The 21,419-nt window shown below is 67.7% G+C and carries 14 protein-coding genes; 7 read left to right on the top strand and 7 right to left on the bottom strand.

Annotation, left to right across the window (positions count from 1 at the left end; genetic code table 11):
- Positions 1–11 precede the first annotated feature (11 nt).
- From AB0H00_RS15865 to AB0H00_RS15850, 4 genes are all read left to right on the top strand, one after another.
- A complete protein-coding gene (locus AB0H00_RS15865; protein WP_357266289.1) occupies positions 12–1,667 on the top strand; it encodes a 3' terminal RNA ribose 2'-O-methyltransferase Hen1 in 1,656 nt (551 codons plus the stop codon).
- Positions 1,664–4,252: a polynucleotide kinase-phosphatase gene (locus AB0H00_RS15860; RefSeq protein ID WP_357266287.1), complete on the top strand. Its 2,589-nt coding sequence runs from the start codon at positions 1,664–1,666 to the stop codon at positions 4,250–4,252. The genes AB0H00_RS15865 and AB0H00_RS15860 overlap by 4 nt, the downstream gene beginning before the upstream one ends.
- A gap of 969 nt (positions 4,253–5,221) precedes the next feature.
- Complete coding sequence (locus tag AB0H00_RS15855) at positions 5,222–5,584, top strand: hypothetical protein (RefSeq protein ID WP_357266285.1); 363 nt, start codon at positions 5,222–5,224, stop codon at positions 5,582–5,584.
- 172 nt (positions 5,585–5,756) lie between these two features.
- Positions 5,757–6,302 carry a hypothetical protein gene (locus AB0H00_RS15850; RefSeq protein WP_357266283.1) on the top strand — a complete coding sequence of 182 codons (546 nt, stop codon included), beginning with the start codon at positions 5,757–5,759 and terminating at the stop codon, positions 6,300–6,302.
- 40 nt (positions 6,303–6,342) lie between these two features.
- On the opposite strand, the gene AB0H00_RS15845 is transcribed toward AB0H00_RS15850, so the two are convergent.
- The 4 genes from AB0H00_RS15845 to AB0H00_RS15830 all read right to left on the bottom strand — a co-directional run bounded on the left by AB0H00_RS15845 (position 6,343) and on the right by AB0H00_RS15830 (position 13,130).
- Positions 6,343–8,886 carry an AAA family ATPase gene (locus tag AB0H00_RS15845; RefSeq protein ID WP_357266282.1) on the bottom strand — a complete coding sequence of 848 codons (2,544 nt, stop codon included), beginning with the start codon at positions 8,884–8,886 and terminating at the stop codon, positions 6,343–6,345.
- 41 nt (positions 8,887–8,927) lie between these two features.
- Positions 8,928–11,459 carry a hypothetical protein gene (locus tag AB0H00_RS15840; RefSeq protein ID WP_357266280.1) on the bottom strand — a complete coding sequence of 844 codons (2,532 nt, stop codon included), beginning with the start codon at positions 11,457–11,459 and terminating at the stop codon, positions 8,928–8,930.
- Positions 11,460–11,571: 112 nt separating this feature from the next.
- Entirely contained in the window at positions 11,572–12,153 is a 582-nt protein-coding gene (locus tag AB0H00_RS15835) for a dihydrofolate reductase family protein (RefSeq protein ID WP_357266278.1), read from the bottom strand.
- A 242-nt stretch (positions 12,154–12,395) separates the two neighbouring features.
- The gene (locus AB0H00_RS15830) at positions 12,396–13,130 is read right to left on the bottom strand and encodes a MerR family transcriptional regulator (protein ID WP_357266276.1); all 735 of its coding nucleotides are present in this window, start codon (positions 13,128–13,130) and stop codon (positions 12,396–12,398) included.
- A gap of 224 nt (positions 13,131–13,354) precedes the next feature.
- Here AB0H00_RS15830 and AB0H00_RS15825 point away from each other — a divergent pair, with 224 nt between their 5' ends.
- Positions 13,355–13,711 carry a DUF1707 domain-containing protein gene (locus AB0H00_RS15825; protein ID WP_357266274.1) on the top strand — a complete coding sequence of 119 codons (357 nt, stop codon included), beginning with the start codon at positions 13,355–13,357 and terminating at the stop codon, positions 13,709–13,711.
- Between the two features lie 6 nt (positions 13,712–13,717).
- Here the strand turns inward: AB0H00_RS15825 and AB0H00_RS15820 are convergent, their stop codons facing one another.
- Entirely contained in the window at positions 13,718–16,084 is a 2,367-nt protein-coding gene (locus AB0H00_RS15820) for a tetratricopeptide repeat protein (RefSeq protein WP_357266272.1), read from the bottom strand.
- 261 nt (positions 16,085–16,345) lie between these two features.
- On the bottom strand, positions 16,346–17,887 hold the full coding sequence (locus tag AB0H00_RS15815) for an amino acid permease (RefSeq protein ID WP_357266270.1): 1,542 nt from the start codon (positions 17,885–17,887) through the stop codon (positions 16,346–16,348).
- Here AB0H00_RS15815 and AB0H00_RS15810 point away from each other — a divergent pair.
- Entirely contained in the window at positions 17,880–18,086 is a 207-nt protein-coding gene (locus AB0H00_RS15810) for a hypothetical protein (protein WP_357266269.1), read from the top strand. The two genes, AB0H00_RS15815 and AB0H00_RS15810, sit on opposite strands and share 8 nt — an antisense overlap.
- A 10-nt stretch (positions 18,087–18,096) precedes the next feature.
- Entirely contained in the window at positions 18,097–19,158 is a 1,062-nt protein-coding gene (locus tag AB0H00_RS15805; RefSeq protein ID WP_357266267.1) for an SPFH domain-containing protein, read from the top strand.
- 38 nt (positions 19,159–19,196) lie between these two features.
- On the opposite strand, the gene AB0H00_RS15800 is transcribed toward AB0H00_RS15805, so the two are convergent.
- Positions 19,197–21,419: NAD-glutamate dehydrogenase domain-containing protein (locus AB0H00_RS15800; RefSeq protein WP_357266265.1), on the bottom strand; the 2,223-nt coding region annotated here is incomplete at its 5' end.

The following is a 21,419-nucleotide window of genomic DNA, read 5'->3' as shown; positions in this document are numbered from 1 at the left end:
ACGATCGCAGGATGCTCCTCACGATCACCTGCAGGCCACCGGACGGTGCCGGGTGGCCTGCGACCGATCTCGGATTCCTGCTGCACAAGAACCCCGGCCGCGTGCAGGCGTTCGAACAGTCCTACGGCACAGCGCATGTCGTATACCCGGAGGCCACCGACGCCAAGTGCACGGCGGCGCTGCTACTCGAGGTAGACCCGATTCGATTGGTGCGCGGACGCGCGCGCAGCACCCCCGACTTCAGCCTCGGCCAGTACGTCAACGATCGGCCGTACGCGGCTTCTTCGTTGCTGTCCGTGGCGATCGGGGCGGTGTTCCGCACCGCGCTGCACGGTCGCTGCGATCTGCGGCCCGAACTGGTGCGTACAACGCTGCCGCTGCGCATCGCGTTGCCGTCGGTGCCGTGTCGCGGGGGCGCGGCAGTGGCCGAGCGGTTGTTCGAACCGCTCGGCTGGACGGTGACGGCGACCCCGCTCCCCCTCGACCCGGCCTTTCCGGACTGGGGCGACTCGCATCTGCTCCGCGTCGAACTCGACGGTACCGTGCGACTCTCCGACGCCCTGTCCCACCTCTACGTGCTGCTTCCGGTGCTCGACGGAGCCAAGCACTACTGGGTGGCTGGTGCGGAGGTGGACAAGCTGATCCGGGCCGGCGGCGGATGGCTCGGAGCGCACCCGGAACGCGGCTGGATCACGCGGCGGTATCTGGCGCGGCGGCAGTCGCTGGTGCGCACAGCGCTGGCGCGACTCGCCGAGGTAGACGACGTCGAACCCGAGCAGTTGGACGCGGTCGACGAGACCGATGACGCGGTGCCGTCGCCCGACTCGGCCGACGCGGTGTGGCCGCACAACGCCGGCGACACGGTGACGAGCACCGCCGTCGGCGGCGCACTCGACACCGTAGGCACAGCGGCCACCGCGGGGCCGGGTCTCGTGCCTGAACGCGAATCTTCGCAGGCGGCAAGAGCTTCGGATAGTGAAGCCGAAAGAACCGCCGGTGCCGCCTCCAGCTCGGATTCATACGATTCCGAAACCGATGTGCGTATACCGACGCTCGCGGTGGCGCGCCGTGCGGCAGTGCTCGTGGCGCTACACGAGGCAGGCGCGCGGCGCGTGCTCGATCTCGGGTGTGGCGAGGGCGCACTGCTGCGAGAGTTGCTGGCGGATACGCGGTTCAGCGAGATCGTCGGCGTCGACGTGTCGATGCGGGCATTGCGGATCGCCGAGGGTCGGTTGCGTGTCGACCGCCTGCCGGAGCAGGTGTCGCGGCGCCTCACGCTGCGGCAAGGCGCGCTGACCTACACCGACGCCCGGCTGCGCGGCTACGACGCCGCTGTGCTGATGGAGGTGATCGAGCATGTCGACCCGCCACGACTCGGCGCGCTCGAACATGCAGTGTTCGCCGATGCCGCACCCACCACGGTCGTGGTCACGACTCCGAACGCCGAGATCAATGAACGATTCGAGGGCTTGGCGGCCGGACAGTTCCGCCACGCCGATCACCGATTCGAATGGAACCGTGTGGAATTCGCCGAGTGGGGCGGCGGCGTGGCGGCACGGCACGGGTACACGGTGTGGTACGTGCCGATCGGCGTGGCGGACCCCGAACTAGGGCCGCCGACGCAGATGGCAGTGTTCACCAAGCGCGGAACTAGGGACGGGTCATGACAGAGCTTTCGGTACCCGAGCTGTCGCTCGTGGTGCTCGTGGGTAGCACCGGATCGGGCAAGTCGACATTCGCGCGCAAGCATTTCCGGCCGACCGCGATCGTGTCGTCGGATAGCTGCCGCGGGGTCGTCAGCGACGACGAGAACGATCAGGCGGCGACTCCGGAGGCATTCGCGCTGCTGCACCACGTCGCGGGCATTCGGCTGCGGCGCGGCCTGCGCACGGTTGTCGACGCCACCAACGTGCAGGTGCGGTCGCGCCAGGAGTTGATCGCGCTGGCCCGTGCGCACGATGTGCTCCCGGTGGCGATCGTGCTGGACGTGCCGGACGCAGTGTGCCTGGAGCGCAATGCGCGCCGCGCCGACCGGGCCGACCTGGGCGTGCACGTTGTCGCCAGGCAGCAGCGGGAACTGCGCCGCAGCCTGCGTGGACTGGAGCGCGAGGGATTCCGCAAGGTGTACGTGCTGCGCGGCGTCGAGGAGATCGACGCCGCGACGTTGGTCGACGAGAAGGCGTGGAACGACAAGCGCGACCACACCGGACCCTTCGACGTGATCGGCGACGTGCACGGCTGCCGTAGCGAATTGGAGACGCTGCTCGGTGAACTCGGATACGTCCTGGAGCGGGACGATCGGAACCGACCTGTCGGCGCGCGGCACCCGGAGGGGCGCACTGTGGTGTTCGTCGGCGACCTGGTCGACCGCGGACCGGACACCCCAGGCGTGCTGCGCCTCGTGATGGGCATGGTGGCCGCGGGTACAGCTCTGTGCGTCACCGGAAATCACGAGAACAAGCTGGTCCGTGCGCTGGACGGCAAGAAGGTCCGTGTCGCGCACGGCCTCGCCGAGTCCCTTGCCCAACTGGAGGCCGAGGACTCGGATTTCCGTATGGCGGCGCACGAGTTCTGCCGGGGGCTGGTCAGCCACTACGTGCTGGACGAGGGCAAACTCGTCGTCGCGCACGCCGGGCTGAAGGAGGAGTATCACGGCCGCGCGTCCGGCCGGGTCAGATCCTTCGCGATGTACGGCGAATCGACCGGGGAAACCGACGAATACGGTCTTCCGGTGCGCTACCCGTGGGCCAACGACTATCGCGGCCGCGCCACCGTGCTGTACGGCCACACGCCGGTGCTCGACCTGCAGTGGGTGAACAACACCCTCTGCCTGGACACCGGCGTGGTATTCGGCGGCCGGCTGTCGGCGCTGCGCTATCCGGAGCGCGAGCCGGTGTCCGTTGCCGCGGAACACGTCTGGTACGAGCCGGTGCGACCGCTACAAGCCGTCACCAGTGTGACGCCGGACGGTGTGGTGCGCCGCGACCCCGGCGTGCTGGACCTCGACGACGTGCTCGGCCGTCGCGTCGTGGAGACCCGCTACCACGGCAGAGTCGGCGTGCGCGAGGAGAACGCGAGCGCCGCGCTCGAGCTGATGAGCCGCTTCGCCCTCGACCCGCGGCGGCTGATCTACCTGCCGCCGACCATGGCACCGTGCGCGACCTCGCAGCTGGCGGGCTTCCTGGAATACCCCGCCGAGGCGTTCGCCTACTACCGAGCCGAAGGGGTGCGGCGACTTGTGTGCGAGGAGAAGCACATGGGCTCGCGGGCTATCGTCCTCGTCGCGCGTTCGGCGGCCGCGGCCCGCGACCGTTTCGGCATCGACGACGGCGGCACCGGCGCGCTCTACACCCGCACCGGACGCCCATTCTTCGACGATCCCGCGCAGACCGAGTCGCTGCTGGCCGGCGTACGCGCGGCCGCCGACGCGGCGGGCCTCTTCGAGGAGCTGCGTAGCGAATGGCTGCTTCTGGACGCCGAGCTGATGCCATGGTCGGCCAAGGCCGTTGGCCTGCTCCGCAACCAGTACGCCGCGGTGGGCGCCGCGGCCAGGTCCGCGCTCGGCGCCGCCACCGAGGTGCTCGGCGCTGTCGCGGCGCGCGGTCTGGATGTCGCCGATCTCGCGGCGCGCACGTCCGCGCGTGCGGACGACGCGGCGGCGTTCACCACGGCATACGGGCGCTACTGCTGGCCGGTCGAGGGCATGGCCGGACTGCGGTTGGCGCCGTTTCAAATCCTCGCCGCCGAGGGCGCGAATCTCGCGGTCCGTGACCACGAATGGCATCTCGACCGGATCGACCGGCTGGTAGCGGCCGATTCCGCGCTGTTGACGCCGACCAGACACGTGCATGTCGATCTCGACGATCCGGACAGCGAGGCCGCCGCGGTCTCGTGGTGGGCCGAGCTGACAGCGGCAGGTGGTGAGGGAATGGTGGTGAAGCCATTGGCTTCGCTGGTCCGCGCCGGCACCGGCGAGGTGGCTCGCGACGGCCGCCTGGTTCAGCCCGGCGTGAAATGCCGTGGCGTGGAGTATCTGCGGATCATCTATGGCCCCGAGTACCTGCGTGCCGCCAACATCGATCGCCTGCGCACCCGTGGCCTGGGCCGCAAACGCTCGCTGGCGCTGCGCGAATACGCCCTGGGCCTGGAGGCGCTGGACCGGCTCGCAGCGGGCGAACCACTGTGGCGAATCCACGAGGCAGTGTTCGCGGTCCTCGCGCTGGAATCCGAGCCGGTCGACCCGCGGCTGTGATGATCGCCTGCGCGGCGACGCTCGGTTCTCGGAGTGGTAGCGCCGCCGGGGCGGCTCGGCTCTCGCTTCGCTATGCGCGCCGCACCGCCTGCCCGCGAAGTTCGGGCCGCGGCAGAGGAGCCCCGCCTTCGATGGAAGCGATCCCCGAAATCTGATCGCACGACCGATCCCCGTATTTCGCGGCCACTCGACGTTGTCACGCAGTATCCAAGCATGCGCGGGCAATCGGGACACCGGCACCGTCGCCATGGTCGCGAAAACGAACGTGGCGGCAGCCCCGCCGACTCGCCCAACTTCGCGCCCGAGGTACCGCTGACATCTACTGCACCTCGAGCAATACGGTCGATCGGCCGTATTTTCGATGAAACCGGGAGCAACTCTGCCCCGAACACGGCCGGCATCACCGCAGGTAGATACCCCGAGGGGCAAGCCGCCCGCCGCGACCCTTCCCAGTCCTGAGAAAATCGCTCGACAACGATCGACCCGTCAGTTAATGTGACGTTATCCAACGGCACGATAGATGGGGAACGATCAAGCGGACCACACCGGCCCGCTCGCCGATCCCGAGGTGACGAGAGAACGGACTTCAACAATGACCGGGATCACGCCACCACAGCGACGGACACAGACCTGGCTCGTCCGCCCGCTGATCGTGAGCGCGATAGCGGCCACGCCGGAAACCCCGGCGCCGGCCGAAGTGCTGGCCGAGCCCGACGCGACCGTCGCGGCATCGAGCCCCGAACGCCCGGGCCGCCATGGACACGACAGGCCGGGCTCCTCAAACCACGACGACCGGGACCGCGACGACCGGCACCGCACCGCGACCGCGACGACGACCGCGACGGCTGCCGCCCGGACCCCTTCCCCACCCCATTCTTCGGCGGCCACTCCGTCCACCGACTCTCGCCGGATCGACCGATCCGCGAAGGACACCGCCGACCACAGCTCAAATCCGAACGGAGACTTACGATGACCACCAACACTGCCGCCCGGCGACTGCTCACCTGCGCTGCGATCATCGGCGCCATCACAGCGGGCGGTGCGGGCCTCGCCGCCGCCGAGTCGCACTCGGGTCCCTCGGACCCCCGCAACGGCTCGGGCAACACGACAGGCTGGCACCACATCGACCCTATGGGTTACCACCACCAGGAGCGCAACCCGCTCAGGCAACAGCAGCAGCGCGACGCCATTCGCGACTACCACCAGCGTCAGAACCAGCCGGCGCCGAGCGACACCACGGGCGACAACGGCAGCTCGAGCTGGTCGCAGGTGCAGCGGCCGGACGGCAGCGGCTACACCGTGTGCCGCCCGCAGGCCACCTGGTGCCAGTGACCTCGTAGTCGACGCACTCGTTCCCGGCGAGTGCGTCGACTCGAACGGTCCCCACATAAAACCTTCTCCGTCAAGTGTGCCGCTATATAGCGGCACACTACTCGAAGCATCAAGATTTCCAGGTCCGATCGACATCCACGGACCAAGCTCTAGCACGAAAGAGAAACACCAAATGATCACAATCCGAGGGCTGCGCGCCACGTCTACGTGTACCGAGAAGAGGTCCACCTCGGCGCGCACGCTCATGCTGCTGGCGTCGGCCGCGGTGGCGATGGGCGGCCTCAGCCTCGGCGCGGGCACCGCAGAGGCCGAAAGCGCTGCCTGCCTCTGGGCGGGCGGCGCCCATGGTCAGGGCGAGACGGTCGCCGCGGGCGGCTGGAGTTTCTCCTGCGGAACCGACCAGTTCGGCGCTCCGTACTGGCACCGCGGCCACGCGGTGGGGCAGCGCAGCACTGTTCCCAACCCTGGCGCACACACCCACCCCGCCGGCCAGTTCAGCGCGGGCGCGCGCCAGTTCGGCACGGAGTACAACGATTACTGCGTCGGTAGCCAGCTCATCGAGGGTTCCGAGGGCGTATATCAGGTGGTCGCGGACGGTCGGGGCGGGCTGTTCTGGAAGGCCGCCGGGTCGATCGATCAGTGGGCCTTCGATCCGGGCTCGGCGCCACAGAAGTCCTGGCGATCGGCGAGCCTCTGCAACGACGGCTCCCTGACCTGATCGAAATCGAACGCGGCTGCGCCCGTAATCCTCGCGAGGGTTACGGGCGCAGCCGCGTTCGCATCGCCCGCTGCTCGGATTCGAGCCGTACCCGCTCGTCGAGGTGATCCGGCACATGCCAGGTGATGTCGGCCCTGGTGGCCGCCATCAGCTTCCTGCGGACCGCCGCGACCTGGGCGTCTACCGTCCGAATCGAACTACCCCTGCGCGCGGCGATCGCGCTGTTGGCCCAGCCGGCGGCGGCGAGCACCGCGACCTCGCGTTCCGCGGGCGTCAACTCGTCCCAGCGCGAGGCGGTCGCCCTGACCTGCGGGCGCAGGCTCGGCACGTGGTCGATGGCGAGCCTGCCGAGCAGAAATCGTTGCAGCTCGTCGCGTTCTGGCCGCAGGCGGGCACCGCGACCAGCCGCGGCCGCATAAGGCTCCGCGCCGATGACCGAGGTCGCGACCTCGATGGCATGGGCGGTACCGCGCGCCACCAGCGTCACCCGGTCCGCGACGATGCCCATCGATCGGTGCAGCGTGGCGATTCCGCCCTGGAGATGGGCTATTCGGGTGGCGGCGGCGGTCAGTGTGGCCCGGCCTGCGTCGCCCGCGGCGATCCGGGCGGAAAGGATATAGGTCAGCGCCATCGTGATGAAGTGGGCGACCCAGCCCGCTGTCCAGGTGTCCCCGGTCGTCAGAACGCGCTCGAGAGTCGACTGTCCGAGCTTCACCGCCTCCTCGGGGTCACCGTGCCTGGACACAGCGATCATCCAGGCGAGTTCCGCCCAGGAGATCGCCCAGCCCGCGTCGGAAGCGACGGCCCGGTCCAGGTGGCCGCGCGCGACACCGAGCGCCAAGTCGGCGTCACCGAGGTTCGCGCAGGTGAGCGCCTCGAACAGCTCGCTGCGTTGCTCTCCGGCCCGGTCACCGGCGGCGGCGAACTTCCTTCGTGCCCTCGCCAAGACGTCGACCGCCCGCAGGTCGAGGTGGACGAGTAACAGCTCGAGGCCCCAGGTGAACTCGACCTGGGCGGGCAAGCCGATGTCGATGGCGGTGCTGTCGCGCCAGCGGCGGCGCAGATCGGGGTCGGACAGGCACTCCGCGGCGCATTCGTCCAGCAGCTGCGCGGTGTAGACGTGTCTGCCCTGCCAGATGGCGATCCATCCGACCAGCGCGGTCGCGTTGATCCGCAGCCGGGTCGGTGGCGGGTCGACCCACCGGGTGGCTTCCAGGGCCTGTTCGGTGAGACCGGTGATGGCACGGTTGGATCCGGTAATGAACGGGACACGCAGCGCCATCAGCGTCGTGGCGGTCTCCAGGCCGACGACGGCCTCCTCCGGGTCCGCGAGGCTGGTCTCGATGGCAATGAGGATGTTGTCCCACGCCGCGCGCGCCCAGTCGAGCCAGTCCTGTTCTCGTGGGCCGTACCAGGTGGCAGGGCCCGCGGCAACCCGGTCCCGGTAGTAGCGGCGATGCCGGGCCAGCAGCCGCGCCTCGTCCAAGCCGTCGCGGCGGACCGACAGCTGGTCTCGCACGAACACACGGACGCTCTCGAGCAGGTAATACCGAACCGTGACCGCCGTGATGCGCACGGAGAGCAGCGACCGTTCGACCAGGCGCTCCAACAGGCGATCGATTTCCTCCTCCGGCAGCGCCGGGTCCGCGCACACCACCGCGATGGCATCGGATTCCGCGCCGGAAGGGGTTTCGTCGTTGTCGGTGTCGCATCCGGTGGCGAACACCGACATCCGGTCCAGCAGCAGCTGTTCGCGATCGGTACACAGACCGTAGGACCAGGCGATCACATCGCGGACGCTGCGGTGACGTTCCCCGACCCCGCCCCTGGCGCCGTGGGACCACTGCAGACGCCGGTCGTCGGTATCGCCGGACAGTTCGCGCAACACGATCGCGGGCGGTCGGTGCAGCAAGCGGGCTGCCGCGAGCCGGATGAACAGCGGGTTGTTGTCCACATTCCCGCAGATCCGCGCGGCGATGGCAAGTTGTCCCGGCTCCTCCGGAATAGGCCGTCCGGTGAGTTGGGCTCGCCGCCGGAACAGCTCGAGGGCGTGATCGCTGGACAGCGGCGGCACGGCCACCAAGTGCTCGTCGATCCAGCCGACCGGCTCCCTGCTGGTCGCGACAACGGTCAGGCCGGGCACCACTTCCAGCAGGCCGACGATCAGCGGCGCCACCCCGTCGAGCACGTGCTCACAGTTGTCCAGCACCAGGATCGTCCGGTCGGTTTCGCCCGCGCCGCCACCGCTGAAGGTGTCCACCAAGGCGTCCCAGGCGGACCGGCCCGCGATGCCGCCCTTCGCGACGGACTGCACCACCTCCTCGGCGACCGGTCCGGTCTCCGCGCCGGGCGCCAGGCGGGCAAGCCGTGTCCAGTAGACCGTGTGCCGCGCCGCCTCCCGGTACCGGCGCACGGCCTCGGCCGCGAGCGTCGTCTTGCCGATGCCACCTGGTCCGACCAGGGTGATCAGCCGGGCATTCGGCGAGTCCAGCAGCGCGTCGACTTGCCGCAGTTCGGCGTGCCGGCCCACGAACTCACTGGGCGCGGCGGGGCTGTCGCCACCGCCACGGTTCAGTTCCGACATGCAGGTGCACCTATCGATCAAAAACCATCGGTCGGGGCAGCCTATCGACTGCGCGCTCCCTTGCGGGCACGGTGGGGTCGTCGCTCGGCTTCGATCCGGACGCGGTCGACGAGTTCTTCGGGAATGTGGCTCACGATGTCGGCGCGGGAGGAGATCATCAGCTTCGCCCGGATGGCGGCGACCTGAGCGTCGACCGTCCGGATGGAGCTGTGCCGCCGGGAGGCGATCGCACTGTTGGGCCAGCCCGCGGCCGCGAATACGGCGACGTCGCGCTCGGCCTCGGACAGCTCGCCCCAGCGGGACGTGGGCCGCTGCGACACCGGGCGAATATCGGAGGGCCGCTCGGGTCGTCGGCGGGTAGACATCGAATCGGTCCACCACAACTCGTCCAGCTCCGGCCGCAGTCGGGTCTGTCGCTCAGCCGCCGCGTACGTCCGGTCGCCCAGCAGCGCGCGGGAAACCTCGGCGGCGCTGCGGATCTCGGCGGCGATCAGCGGTACCTGATCGATCGCGATGCCCATCGAACGCTGACGCGTCTTGAAACTCCCTACCAGATAGGCTATTTCAGTAGCCGCCGCACTCGTGGTGACCGGGTCGCCGCCGGCGGCCAGGTCGTCGAGGAGGACCTGGGCGAGGGCGACAATGTGCGCGCCGACCGCCCAGCTCGCCGTCCAGGTGTCCCGCTCACCCCGGTGGCGGGTGAGCACGCCGTTGGTCATCGCCAGCGCCTCGGCCGCGGAGCCGTGCTTGGCCAGCGCCACCGCGCGCGCGATCTCGGCCCACGCCGTCGACAACGTCGAGCCAGACGATACCGAGCGCTCCAGGAACCGCGCCGTATTGTCCAGCGCCTCCTGCCGGTCGCCCACGAGGGCCGAGCAGAACGCCACGAACACGTCGCTGCGTTCGGCGCCTATGCGGTCGCCCAGCTCGGTGAACTTGCGCCGAGCGCGGGTCAGCACGGTGATCGCGTGCGGATCGCCGCGCACCAGCATCAGCTCGAGTCCCCACATCCATTCAACCGGAGCGGACAGTCCGAGATCGACGTCGGTGGAGCGCGGGCCGGTGCAGGCGTCCCGCGCCCCCGGGCGGGCGACGCAGCCCGCGAGCAGCTGCGGAACGTGATCGGTGCGCCCCTGCCAGAGCGCGATCCACCCCAGCAGGGCGGTCGCCAGGTCACCCAGGCCGGCGAGATCGAGTCCGAACCTCTTGGTGGCCTCCAGCGCGCGTTCGGTCAGCCGAGTCAGCGCGCCGGCACCGGATTTCACGAACGGGACTTTCATCGACAGCAGGACGGTGGCGGTCTCCAGCGCGACGACGGCCTCCGCAGGATCGGCGAGGCCGGATTCGATGCCGAGCACGAGATCGTTCCAAGTCGACCGCGCCCACTCCATCCACGCCCCGTCCTGCGGGCCGAGCCACAGAGCCTGTGCGGCGACGACCTTGTCCCGGAAGTACCGACGATGCCGGGCGGCGAGACGGTCGGACGCGTCGCGGTCGCGGTCGCGTAGCCGGTCGCGGGCGAAGACGCGGACGCTTTCCACCAGGTACCAGCTGACGGATGTCGCGGTGAGATGCGTCGATACCAGCGATTGTTCGGTCAGCCGTTCCAGTAGGTGTTCGATCTCCTCCGCGGGTAGGGCATCGTCCGCGCAGACCGCGATCGCGGCGTCGAGCTCGATGCCGCCACGCAAAGACTCGTCGTCGGTCTCGTAGCCCGCCGCGAAGACCGAGAGCCGCTCGAGCAGCAACTGTTCCTTCGCGCTGCACAGCGCGAAGGACCACGCGAGGACGTCATACACGCCACGATGACGCTCCACGGTGCCGGCGCGCGCCCCGTGCGTCCAGTGCAGACGCTTGTCGTCGGCGTCGCCGGTCAGCTCACGCAACACCATGACCGGCGGCTGATGCCGCAGGCGCGCCGCCGCCAACCGGATGAACAGCGGGTTGTGGTCGACCCGGCGGCAGATCCGCGCGGCGACGGCAACCTGCTCGTGGGCGTCGGGGATCGCCCGCCCGATGAGTTGGGCCCGCTGGCGGAACAACTCGAGGGATTGGGACGGGGACAGCGGAGGCACGGCCAGGATGTGCTCGTCGACCCAGCCGATCGGCTCCCGGCTGGTGGCAAGGATCGTCAGCCCCGGCGTGGCCTCGAACAGATCGGCGATCATCGCGGCGACCGCGCCGAGTAGATGCTCGCAGTTGTCCAGCACCAGCACAGCGCGGTCAGCGGAGCGGTCGCCGCTGCTGAACGTGCGTACCGGTCCGCCGCTCGGCGGTCGGGACTCGAGATCCGTGCGCACCGCCGACTGCATCACATCCTGCGCGGTGGCGGTGCTGTCGGGCTCCAACTCGGCGAGCCGGGCCCAGTAGACCGGCCTGCGCCTGGCACGCGCGCCGCGGCGTAGCCCCTCCGCCGCTAATCGCGTCTTGCCGATCCCACCCGGACCGACCAAGGTGACCAGGCGCGCGTCACCGTCCAGCAACGCACCCAACCGGTCCAATTCTGTTTCCCGGCCGATGAATTCACTGGTGGGTGCAGGCAGCACCCCGCCACGTACCTGAACCAGGGACATATTACGAAAGTTAGCCCACGAAGCCGCTACGCGCTCGACAATGCCGGCTCGAGTTCACGCGACATCCGTCACCGTTCCGGCGGCGGGGCCGCTACCTGGATGTGTGTGCACGCTAGGCCGAAGACACTGAGGCCATCTGCTGGTAATGCATCTGGACGACAGCGCTGTCGAACGTCATCACATCGACGAGCTGCAACCCGGACACCACCGCGGGTGTCGGGAACAACGGGATACCACCACCCAGCAGGATGGGGTGGACGAACAGCCGGTACTCATCGATCAGATCGTGCTTCATGAACGCCGACGCCGTCTCCACACCGCCGAACAGAACCATGTCGCAACCGGGCCGCCCGCGCAGCGCGGTGATCTCCTCGACCAGATCCTCCCGGATGATCTTCGTGTTCCAGCCGGCGGTAGGCAGGCTGCGCGAAAAGACGAGCTTGGGCGTCTCCTTCCAGCACCGCGCGAAGTCGACATAGAACTCCGATATCGCCGGATCCACGTCGGCGGTCGGCCAGAACGATGCCATGATCTCGTACGTCTTCCGGCCGTAGAGGAACAGATCGGCCGAGCGGAGTTCGTCCATCAACGACTCGCACAGTTCCTCGTCCACCACTGGCCAGTGGATTTCCTGATCCGGCCCCTCCGCGAAGCCGTCCAGCGACATCTGCATCCACAGGGTCACGCTTCCCATTGCCCACACCCATCTGCTGCCTTGTGCGACTGGGACATTTTCAGCGAAAGCGACACTCGCGCGCATCAGTAGATCGGGCATGGCATACCTAGGTACATGGTCATAGGTAGCTGCGCGTGCGGCGAGCACGCGGCCAGATGCCACCAATATACCGCTAATCAACGGCACGTTACTGCCACGTATCTCCAACGATGGGAAAGTGGAACAGAAACAGCTCCGGTCGGCCCGCCCGGCCGAGCAGGTCATGCCTCCGGCAGCGCGTCCGCGAGTTCGGCGTCCTGGCCGAGATACCGTGTGATGAACAAGTTTACGAGCTCGGCGGTCGCCGCGCCGGGGACCGCGCGCATCGCCGCCAACTGTCCCTCGAGCTCGGCGACCTGCGCCGGGCCTTGGCCGGATTCCTGGAACGACGCCAAGGCGGTGCGGCGGAAGAGGTCGACGAAACGGCGAGCGATGCGGTCGGCGTCAGCGCGCAGCTTCTCCAGTTCGCCGATCACCTCGTCGGCCGGAATACCGGCATCCACGATGCGATCAAGGCTGCGCACCAGCCGCCGATCCGCGATCCGATAGGTCGCCGCGTCCACCGGCTCGTACAGCCCCACCGCGACCACTCGCGCAAGACCGTTGGGCACGTCGCGGTAGCGCTCGGCGAGTTCGGTCGCCGCGATCATGTCTCCGGCAGCGACGACGACCGGCTCGGCCATGTCGGGCTCGACGACGCCGAGAATATCGCCCAGGTCGTCACCGCGATCCCAGGCTTTGAGCAACTCCTTGATGCCATTGATTTTGATCCCCCGATCGAGCAGCCTGCTGATGGTCCGCACCCGGTTCAGGTGGTCGGCGCCGTAGAAACCGGTCCGCCCCTTGACCTGAGGCGGCGGCAGTACGCCCCGTTCGTGGTAAACCCGCAGGCTGCGCACGGTCGTACCGGCCTCCCGCGCCAGCTCGTCGATCGTGTACTCCACGCCCGCAGTCATACCTCAAGGAAACCACATCGCAACACGAAAGGATGGCCGGTGCGCGGGCATTTTGGCGGCCACTGGGTCTCCGGCGACAAATCAGCAAACGCCGCGTGATCCGCGCCGATTCATTCGGACATGGCACGGCGGCGTCCGGCCGTGCCTGCGCGGCAGGCCGAGCTTCCCGCCCTTGGAAAACTCACGTGATGCACGGCTTTTGCCGCTACGCCTATCCTTCCGACATGGGTGAATCTGCGGGCCCCCCGGCCAGCATCGCGGACCGTGAGCGAGCACTGCGCGAGCTGACCCACCACCTCGGCGCGGGCAGACTGAGCCTGACCGAATTCGACGAACTCAGCGCGGTTGTCGCCGCGGCGACCAGCAAGAGTCAGCTGGCCGAACTGTTCGCCGACCTGCCAGGCAGCACGCCACAGGCACCGGAGGTGCCACCGACCAATCCACTGCCTCGCCTCGCGGTGCTCGCGGGGGCGGCCGTGGTCTTGGCGGTAGTCCTCGCCTTGTCCACTGGCAACTGGCTGTGGTTGCTCATTATCCTGGCCGCACCAGCGCTTTTCATGTTCACAGCACGGGCTGCCTGAGTCCGGTCACCACCTTGACTTCGGCCGCACGTGATTGGCCAGGTCGACGAGGCGATACCGGTGCAGGCGGTGCGGCGCGATCCGGGCCAGCGCGCGCAGACTCGACTCGAGCCCACGCTGCAACCCCAGCGGGGTGACTGGGAAGCCGAGCAGGGTCGCCTCGGGTTTCGCCGACTGCCCGCCGGCGCGCACCCACTCCAGCGCCGCGCCTACCACGATGACCTGTAGTTGCAGCGCCCTCGGCTCGTCCGGCGCGGCGTCGAGTCGCGCCGCCGCCTCGATGAGGTCGGCCTCGGTGGTATCCGCGATCGGCTGCGAGACCAGCAGCAGACAGCCGGTCATCCGCGCCACACTCTGATACCGCGATGCCTTCGGCACCTTATCCAGGACGGCGACGGCCTCGAGCAGTGCGCCATCGGCCGCGAGCCTACGGGCCAGTCCGAAGGCTGCGCTCACTACACCGTGGTTGGTCCGCCACACCGTCCGGTAATACTCCATGGCGAGCTGATGCCAGCGGTTGTCGTCGTCGGGCTCGCCGAGATGCTGCAGCGTGAGTTCCGCGGTGGCGGCCAGCGCAAGGGCGGGCGCGATCTCGCCGGGCAGCATGCCGTGCACCAGATCGAAGTACTCGTAGGCGCGCTCGTATTGGCCGTCCAGCAGCGCGGCGACGGCCGAGTACCACTCGATGCGCCAGTCGGTGGCGTAGTTCGGCCGCAGGTCGGCGAGCCGGTCGCACGCGGGCACGACCTCCCCCAAGTCGAGGTGCGCGCGGACTGCGGTCAGCGTTCCCTCCAGCTCGAAGGTCTCCGGCTCCCGGATCGTGCCGGAGACGATCCGGTCGGCAGTGCGGCGCAGTGCGTCGAGGGCGTGCCTCGGGTCGCCGTGCAGCAGGGTGGACAGCAGGTCGGCGCTGGGGTCCTCACTGTCGATCAACGGAACCGGCAGGGCCGCGACGACGCTCGGCGCATCCAGCGCGGGGAGCCGATGGCGGCCGTCGGCCATGCCGTCGGTCTGTCCGATCAGCGTTTCGATGCCGAAATCGCCACGCATGGCGCCGAATTCGAGTGAAGCCTGCGGATGCTCCATGCCGGTGTCGGCGGCGAGTACCATCCGCAGAACGCCCGCGAGCTGGCCGTACATCGAGTAGGCGGTCGGGAAACGGTGCTGCGGATCCGGGTCGGTGGCCCGCCGCAACAGCCGGTCCAACGACGGATAGCGCAGCAGCAGCGGCTGCTCGTCCGCGGAGGGAATGCCGGGCAGCTGATGGCCGTCGGCGGTCTTGGGCATGTCCAGCACCAGCGCGGCCAGGGTGCGGCCGACGGAGTAGATATCCGAGGCCACTGTCGGGCCGGTCTCGGTGATCTCCGGCGCCTGGTAGCCGGGCGTGCCGTAGATGCTTCCGTAGGACTCCATCGCGGCGACTGCACCGAGATCGATCAGCTTGACCTCGTCCTCGCTGACCATGATGTTGTCGGGCTTGAAGTCGTTGTAGGCCAGTCCGAAGGAGTGCAGATAGTCCAGCGCGGGAAGGATCTCCATCATGAAGGCGATCGCCTCCGAGACCGGAATGCGTTCCGGTGCACGCAGATCGAGCATTTTCTTCAGTGAGCGACCGCCGACGTACTCCATGACGATATAGCCGTCGGGAACGTCGCGACGAGACTGGTGCTTGACGAAATTGTGGATCTTGACGATGCCGGGATAGGCCACCTCGGAGAGGAACTGACGTTCGGCCAGGGCGACTACATGGGCCTCGAAGTCGAGCGGATTCTGCAGCCCCTTCAGCACCACCCAGCGATCACTCACGTTGCGATCGACGGCGAGATAGATCCAGCCGAGCCCGCCGTGGGCCAAACAGCCTTGCACCTCGTACTGGTCGGCGACCATCTCCCCTGGCTGGAGCGAGGGCCGGAAGTTGAACGGCGATCCGCACCGGCCGCACTCGCCCTCCACCACCCCGGGTCCGGCGTCGGTGGTGCGGCCGACCGGCTGCTGACACTTCCAGCAAAACCGCTTGTTCTCCGGCATTTCCGGGCTCTGCATGACCGCGGAACGCGGATCGAGCGGGCTCACCTTGGGCATGGACACGAGGCCGTCACCCAACCTTCGCCCGCTCGGTCGTGACCGAGCGCTGCGGCCGGAACCGGGATCCGGTTCGAGGCCGTCGAGCAGCTCAGCGGTGCTGATGGTGAGTTCCGAAGAGCCGTTGGCGTCGTTGGCGGCGTTGGCGGCGTTGGCGGCGAGGGACGCGATGTCCGCGGCGGCCGTGCGTTCGACGATGCTCGGCACCGACTCGACGGCGACGGCACGCTGCTTCGGCTGCCCCTCGGCAAATTGAGGCGTCGACCACGGATTGGGCAGCCGTGGGGGCATCTCGGTCTTGAGTAGGTGCCGAGTCGTCCATGGGTGAGAACTTCGCCGAGGCACCTCGGTGCCGCGCATTCGCCGATTCGCCCACGGATTCGTGAGTGGACGATCGGATGCGCTGGAGTGCTCCGGCATACGAACCTCTCAGACCCACCGTTCGATCGGGGTTTCATTCTGGTCCGCTACCTGTCGATGCGCGCGAGTATTGTTCCCTGCATTGGGAATAGGTTAACCGCCCCGGGCGGTAATCCCGGGGCGGAGGCCGGCTTACTCCTCGTCGGGCTTGTCGAGAATCACCACCGTGTCGCCAGCCGCCGCGTTCTTGCGCGGCGGCCGCTCGGCCAGAACCGGGAACTGGCCGGTGACGCCCTGGCGAACCTCTGCGATGCGCAGCACCCGCTTCCGCGCCAGGAACCAGCCACCGACCAGCGCCGGAACCACGACCAGGCCCATGGCGATCACCGCGCCGCGCTGCACTTCGTCGTCACTGAAGGCCATCAGACCAACGACGGCAACGAGGAAGGCCAGTGTCGCGAAGCTCGTGTAGGGCGCGCCGATCAGCCGGAAGGACGGACGTTCCGCACGACCGGTGCGCGACCAGCGCCACAACTGCAGCTGGCAGACCACGATGGCGGCCCACGCGACGATCGTGCCGAGCGCCGACATGTTCAGCACGATCTCGAACGCCTTGTCCGGCACCACAGCGTTCAGGCCGACGCCGATGAGCGCGACCGCGCCGGTGGCGAGGATGCCGACGTAAGGCACACCGCCCTTCGACATTCGCGACGCGATGGTGGGCGCACTGCCGTTCATCGACATCGAGCGCAGGATCCGGCCGGTCGAGTAGAGCCCGGCGTTCAAACTGGAGAAGGCCGCGGTCAGCACCACGAGGTTCATCACCGAGCCGGCGCCATCCACGCCGATTCGCGAGAAGAACGTGACGAAGGGGCTCTCGCCCTCCTTGAAGGCGGTGTAGGGCAGCAGCAGACCGAGCAGCACCAGCGATCCGACGTAGAACAGCGCGATCCGGGCGATCACGGAGTTGATCGCCCGCGGCATGATCTTCTCCGGGTTCTCCGCCTCACCGGCCGCCGTGCCAACCAATTCCACTGCGGCATAAGCGAAGACGACCCCAGTGGTGACCAGGACGAGCGGAAGTATGCCGGTGGGGAAAAGCCCGCCGCTGTCGGTGATGACGCTGGGACCGGTGTGCTGGCCCTGGATGGTGAACCGGCCCGCGAGGAAGATCGAGCCGATGATCAGGAAGGCGACCAGCGCGACCACTTTGATCAGCGCGGCCCAGAACTCGAGCTCGCCGAACCACTTCACCGAGATGAGGTTGACACTCACCACCAGCGCGAGGGCTACCAGGGCGATCAGCCACTGCGGTACCGCCTCGAAAGCTCCCCAGAAATGGACATAGGTGGCGATGGCGGTGATGTCTACGATCCCGGTCATGCACCAGTGGAAGAAGTACATCCACCCGACCGCGAATGCCAGCTTCTCGCCGTAGAACTCACGGGCGTAGGAGACGAACGATCCCGAGGAGGGGCGATGCAATACCAGCTCGCCGAGCGCCCGCAGGATGAAGAATACGAACACGCCACAGATGGCGTACACGATGAACAATCCTGGGCCCGCACTGGCCAAACGCCCACCCGCGCCCAGGAACAGCCCGGTGCCGATGGCGCCACCGATCGCGATCATCTGCAGCTGACGCGGGCGAAGGGACTTGTGGTACCCCGCGTCCTCCTCGTGGAGCGTGCCCGCCGGCGCGGGCAGCTCCGAGGGAGGTCGAACTGTGGTCATGGGGATGGCCTTTCAGGTGACGGCGATCATAACTTCGATCAATGTACCGTTATATAGCGGCACGTTCAATAGTGACTTGGCTCCTGTAACAACCTGGACATCGAAAATTGTGAGCAAAGCGCGCGGAGCAGGGGCGATCGCGAGTCATTCGTTGATCGGACCACTGGATATCGGTACGCTCAATGTGAAAATCGGCTGATGGAGCGCAGATGGCGTGGTTCGAGCGGGAGTTCATCGCGGTCCCGGAGGACCGTAAGAACCAAATGGTCTACAAGTGGCCGGATGTCAACATCCGCCGCTACACCCGTGCGATCGTCAACGCCGACGAGATCGCTTTGTTCGTCAAGTCCGGGCAGGTGGTCGCCGCGCTGGGCCCGGGGCGGCATCGCATCGACGCCGACGAACTGCCGGTGCTCGGCGCGCTCGTCGACACCGTCACCGGCGGAAACTTCTATCGTGCCGAGCTGTATTTCGTCGCTACCCGGGAAGTTCCCGGCGTCCGGTTCGGTGGACGACTGGCCGACATCCTCGATCCGGTCAGCGAGCAAGTGGTTACTCTGCGCGTCTTCGGCGAGTTCGCGCTCGCCATCCGCGATCCGGCCGAACTGCTCACATCGCTGGCGGGCACCGCCGATCTCACCGACCAGGACCGGGTGCAGAGCTGGTGTGCCGATCTGCTGCTCAAGTCTATGAAAATCGCTGTTACTCAGGGTATTTCGCGTGGCGACTGGCAGGTGCTCGGGCTCTCGGCACAAATACAGCCGATCGAGGCCGCCGTCCTGCGCCAGACGAATACCGCGCTGTACGAATACGGACTGCGCATCCCACGGATGGGCAACTTCGACATCACGCTGGCGCCGGAGGACGCGGACCGGCTGAAGCGACTCGCCAAGGACGTCAAATACATTCGCCTGACCGGTGACTTTCAGCGCTATGCCGCGGGCGAGCTAGCGCTCGGTGCGAGCCAAGGGTTCGCGCACGGCAACCGCGGCGCCGAGGGCGGTTTTCTCGGTGCCGCACTGAGTTTGAATGCCATCGGACAGCACGTGGGCAACCAGTCCGGCACGCCGCAACTGCCGCCCGCCGCTGCCGAAGCCGGGCAATCACCCTGCGCTGCTTGCCAAGCCGCGAATCCGGCAGGTGCACGGTTCTGCATGAACTGCGGCAAGCCCCTCGCGCCGCAACCGCGGCACTGCCCCGGCTGCGGCGCGGAATCGACGGCTACGGCGAAGTTCTGCGGGAGCTGCGGAACGCCGATGCCCGGAGGCTGACGCCGAGCGCGTCCACCCTCCGGGCATCGTCCGGATTCTCAGCCGACGACCGTCGGTGCAACCGTGGTCGACTCACCCCCGGTCACCATACTGCGGACCTGTCGCGCCGCGACCGAGAGTGACGCCAGATCCTGGGTCTCGACGGCGAAGATCTGCGCCAGCGACGCGCCGGCGCGAGCGAGCCGAGACCGGTTGGTCGACTCCCAGTACGTGATCTTCTCCGCCGTGCTCTCCTGCGGTTCGGTGGCGCTGAGCACATCGAGGGTCAGCGAACGCAGCGAATCGTAGAGATCCTCACGGACCGCGAGCCGCGCCAGCGCACTCCAACGTCCGCCCCGCTCGAGCTTGCCGACCGCGGTCAGCAAGCGCTCGATCTGGAAGTGCTCGTTGAGCGCGTAGTACAGCACCGCGACCTCCGACGGATCACGCTCGGCGATCTCGGCCAAGTCGATCACGTCGAGCAGCGGGAAGCGGTGGATCAGCCCGAACGCCTCCTCAGCCAGCTCGTGTGGCGCTCCGCGGGATATCGACCGGCGCGACCGCTCGGCCAAGTCGTCGGCGAGATAGCCGGTCAACAAGGCGGGCACCCGCCCAGCCAGGGCCCACACCCGGTCTCGGTACCTGGCGATGTCGGCACCGATCGCAATCGGCTGCGGACGGTTGGACAGCAGCCACCTGGACGCGCGGTCGAGGGTCCGCTTGGTCTCCAGTTCCAGTTCGTTGCGCGCCGCCGTGGACATGGGGGTCTGCCTGATCCGCTGCCAGAGTGCGTGCAGATCGAAGATCTCGACCGCCGCCGTGTAGGCGCGTACCGCGTCGTCGGTGGTGGCCCCGGCCTCCTCCGCGAGGCGGAAGGCATAGGTGATTCCGCCGTAGTCGACCATGTCGTTGACCACCACCGTTGCCACGATCTCGCGCCGCAGCGGGTGCCTGCCGATCGCGGACGCGAACCGCTCACGCAGCGGCGCGGGGAAGTAGGCAGGCAGCACCGACGCGAACGCCGCGCTGTCGAGCAGGTCACCGGCGAGCAGATCGGCCTTGAGCGAAAGCTTCACATGCGCCATGAGGTTAGCCAGCTCGGGCGAGGTGAGCCCGGCTCCATCGGCCGCACGTCGCGCCAACTCCGCGTCTGTCGGCAGCGCCTCGAGCTCGCGGTCGAGGCCACGGCGTGCCTCGAGGTCGTTGATCAGCCTGCCGTGCACGCTCGACATGCCCGCCGCGTCGGCCCGCGACATCCCCAGTCGGAAGTTCTGCGAGATGTTGTCACGCAACACGAGTTCGGCGACCTCGTCGGTCATCGAGGCAAGCAGCGGATTGCGGTCGGCAACGGCGAGTTCGCCGCCGGAGACGACGGCATCCAACAAGATCTTGATGTTGACCTCGTGGTCGGAGCAGTCCACGCCCGCCGAGTTGTCCAGCGCGTCGGTGTTCATTCGGCCGCCGTTGCGGCAGAACTCGATCCGGCCCAGCGCCGTCGCGCCCAGGTTGCCGCCCTCGCCGATCACCTTGACCCGCAACTGGTTCGCGCTGACTCGCACCGCGTCGTTCGACTTGTCACCCACATCGGCATTGGTTTCGCTGCTCGCCTTGATGTAGGTGCCGATGCCACCGTTCCAGAACAGGTCGACCGGGGCCAAGAGAATGGCCTTGATCATCTCCGGCGGCGACAGCGTGGTCACGCCCGAAGGCAGGTCGAGTGCCGCGCGCACCTCAGGAGTCACCGGAATCGCCTTGGCGGAACGATCATAGACGCCGCCGCCTGGGCTGATCAGCGAAGCGTCGTAATCGGCCCACGAGGAACGCGGAAGCGCGAACATACGCTGACGTTCCTGGAACGAACGGGCCGCATCCGGAACCGGATCGAGGAAGATATGCCGATGGTCGAACGCCGCCACCAAACGAATGTGCTCCGACAACAACATCCCGTTACCGAACACATCCCCACTCATGTCACCCACACCGACAACAGTGAAATCCTGCGTCTGCGTATCGATCTCCATCTCACGGAAATGCCGCTTGACACTCTCCCACGCACCCTTGGCCGTGATACCCATCGCCTTATGGTCATACCCCGCCGAACCACCAGAGGCGAACGCATCCCCCAACCAGAACCCGTAGCTCTGCGCGACATCATTCGCGATATCGGAGAACGTCGCAGTGCCCTTGTCCGCAGCAACCACCAAATAGGTGTCATCACCATCACGACGCACCACCCGCGCCGGCGGCAACACCTCACCAGACACACGATCCACATTGTCGGT

It is taken from the genome of Nocardia sp. NPDC023852, assembly GCF_040639505.1.
GTDB lineage: Bacteria > Actinomycetota > Actinomycetes > Mycobacteriales > Mycobacteriaceae > Nocardia.
The sequence above is the reverse complement of the archived record's forward strand: the minus strand, read 5'-3'. Positions and strand labels throughout refer to the sequence as shown.

Coding starts and splice junctions, on each gene's coding strand:
- AB0H00_RS15865 (WP_357266289.1), top strand. CDS start 12: ATGCTCCTCACGATCACCTGCAGGCCACCGGACGGTGCCGGGTGGCCT.
- AB0H00_RS15860 (WP_357266287.1), top strand. CDS start 1,664: ATGACAGAGCTTTCGGTACCCGAGCTGTCGCTCGTGGTGCTCGTGGGT.
- AB0H00_RS15855 (WP_357266285.1), top strand. CDS start 5,222: ATGACCACCAACACTGCCGCCCGGCGACTGCTCACCTGCGCTGCGATC.
- AB0H00_RS15850 (WP_357266283.1), top strand. CDS start 5,757: ATGATCACAATCCGAGGGCTGCGCGCCACGTCTACGTGTACCGAGAAG.
- AB0H00_RS15845 (WP_357266282.1), bottom strand. CDS start 8,886: ATGTCGGAACTGAACCGTGGCGGTGGCGACAGCCCCGCCGCGCCCAGT.
- AB0H00_RS15840 (WP_357266280.1), bottom strand. CDS start 11,459: ATGTCCCTGGTTCAGGTACGTGGCGGGGTGCTGCCTGCACCCACCAGT.
- AB0H00_RS15835 (WP_357266278.1), bottom strand. CDS start 12,153: ATGGGAAGCGTGACCCTGTGGATGCAGATGTCGCTGGACGGCTTCGCG.
- AB0H00_RS15830 (WP_357266276.1), bottom strand. CDS start 13,130: ATGACTGCGGGCGTGGAGTACACGATCGACGAGCTGGCGCGGGAGGCC.
- AB0H00_RS15825 (WP_357266274.1), top strand. CDS start 13,355: ATGGGTGAATCTGCGGGCCCCCCGGCCAGCATCGCGGACCGTGAGCGA.
- AB0H00_RS15820 (WP_357266272.1), bottom strand. CDS start 16,084: ATGCCCCCACGGCTGCCCAATCCGTGGTCGACGCCTCAATTTGCCGAG.
- AB0H00_RS15815 (WP_357266270.1), bottom strand. CDS start 17,887: ATGACCACAGTTCGACCTCCCTCGGAGCTGCCCGCGCCGGCGGGCACG.
- AB0H00_RS15805 (WP_357266267.1), top strand. CDS start 18,097: ATGGCGTGGTTCGAGCGGGAGTTCATCGCGGTCCCGGAGGACCGTAAG.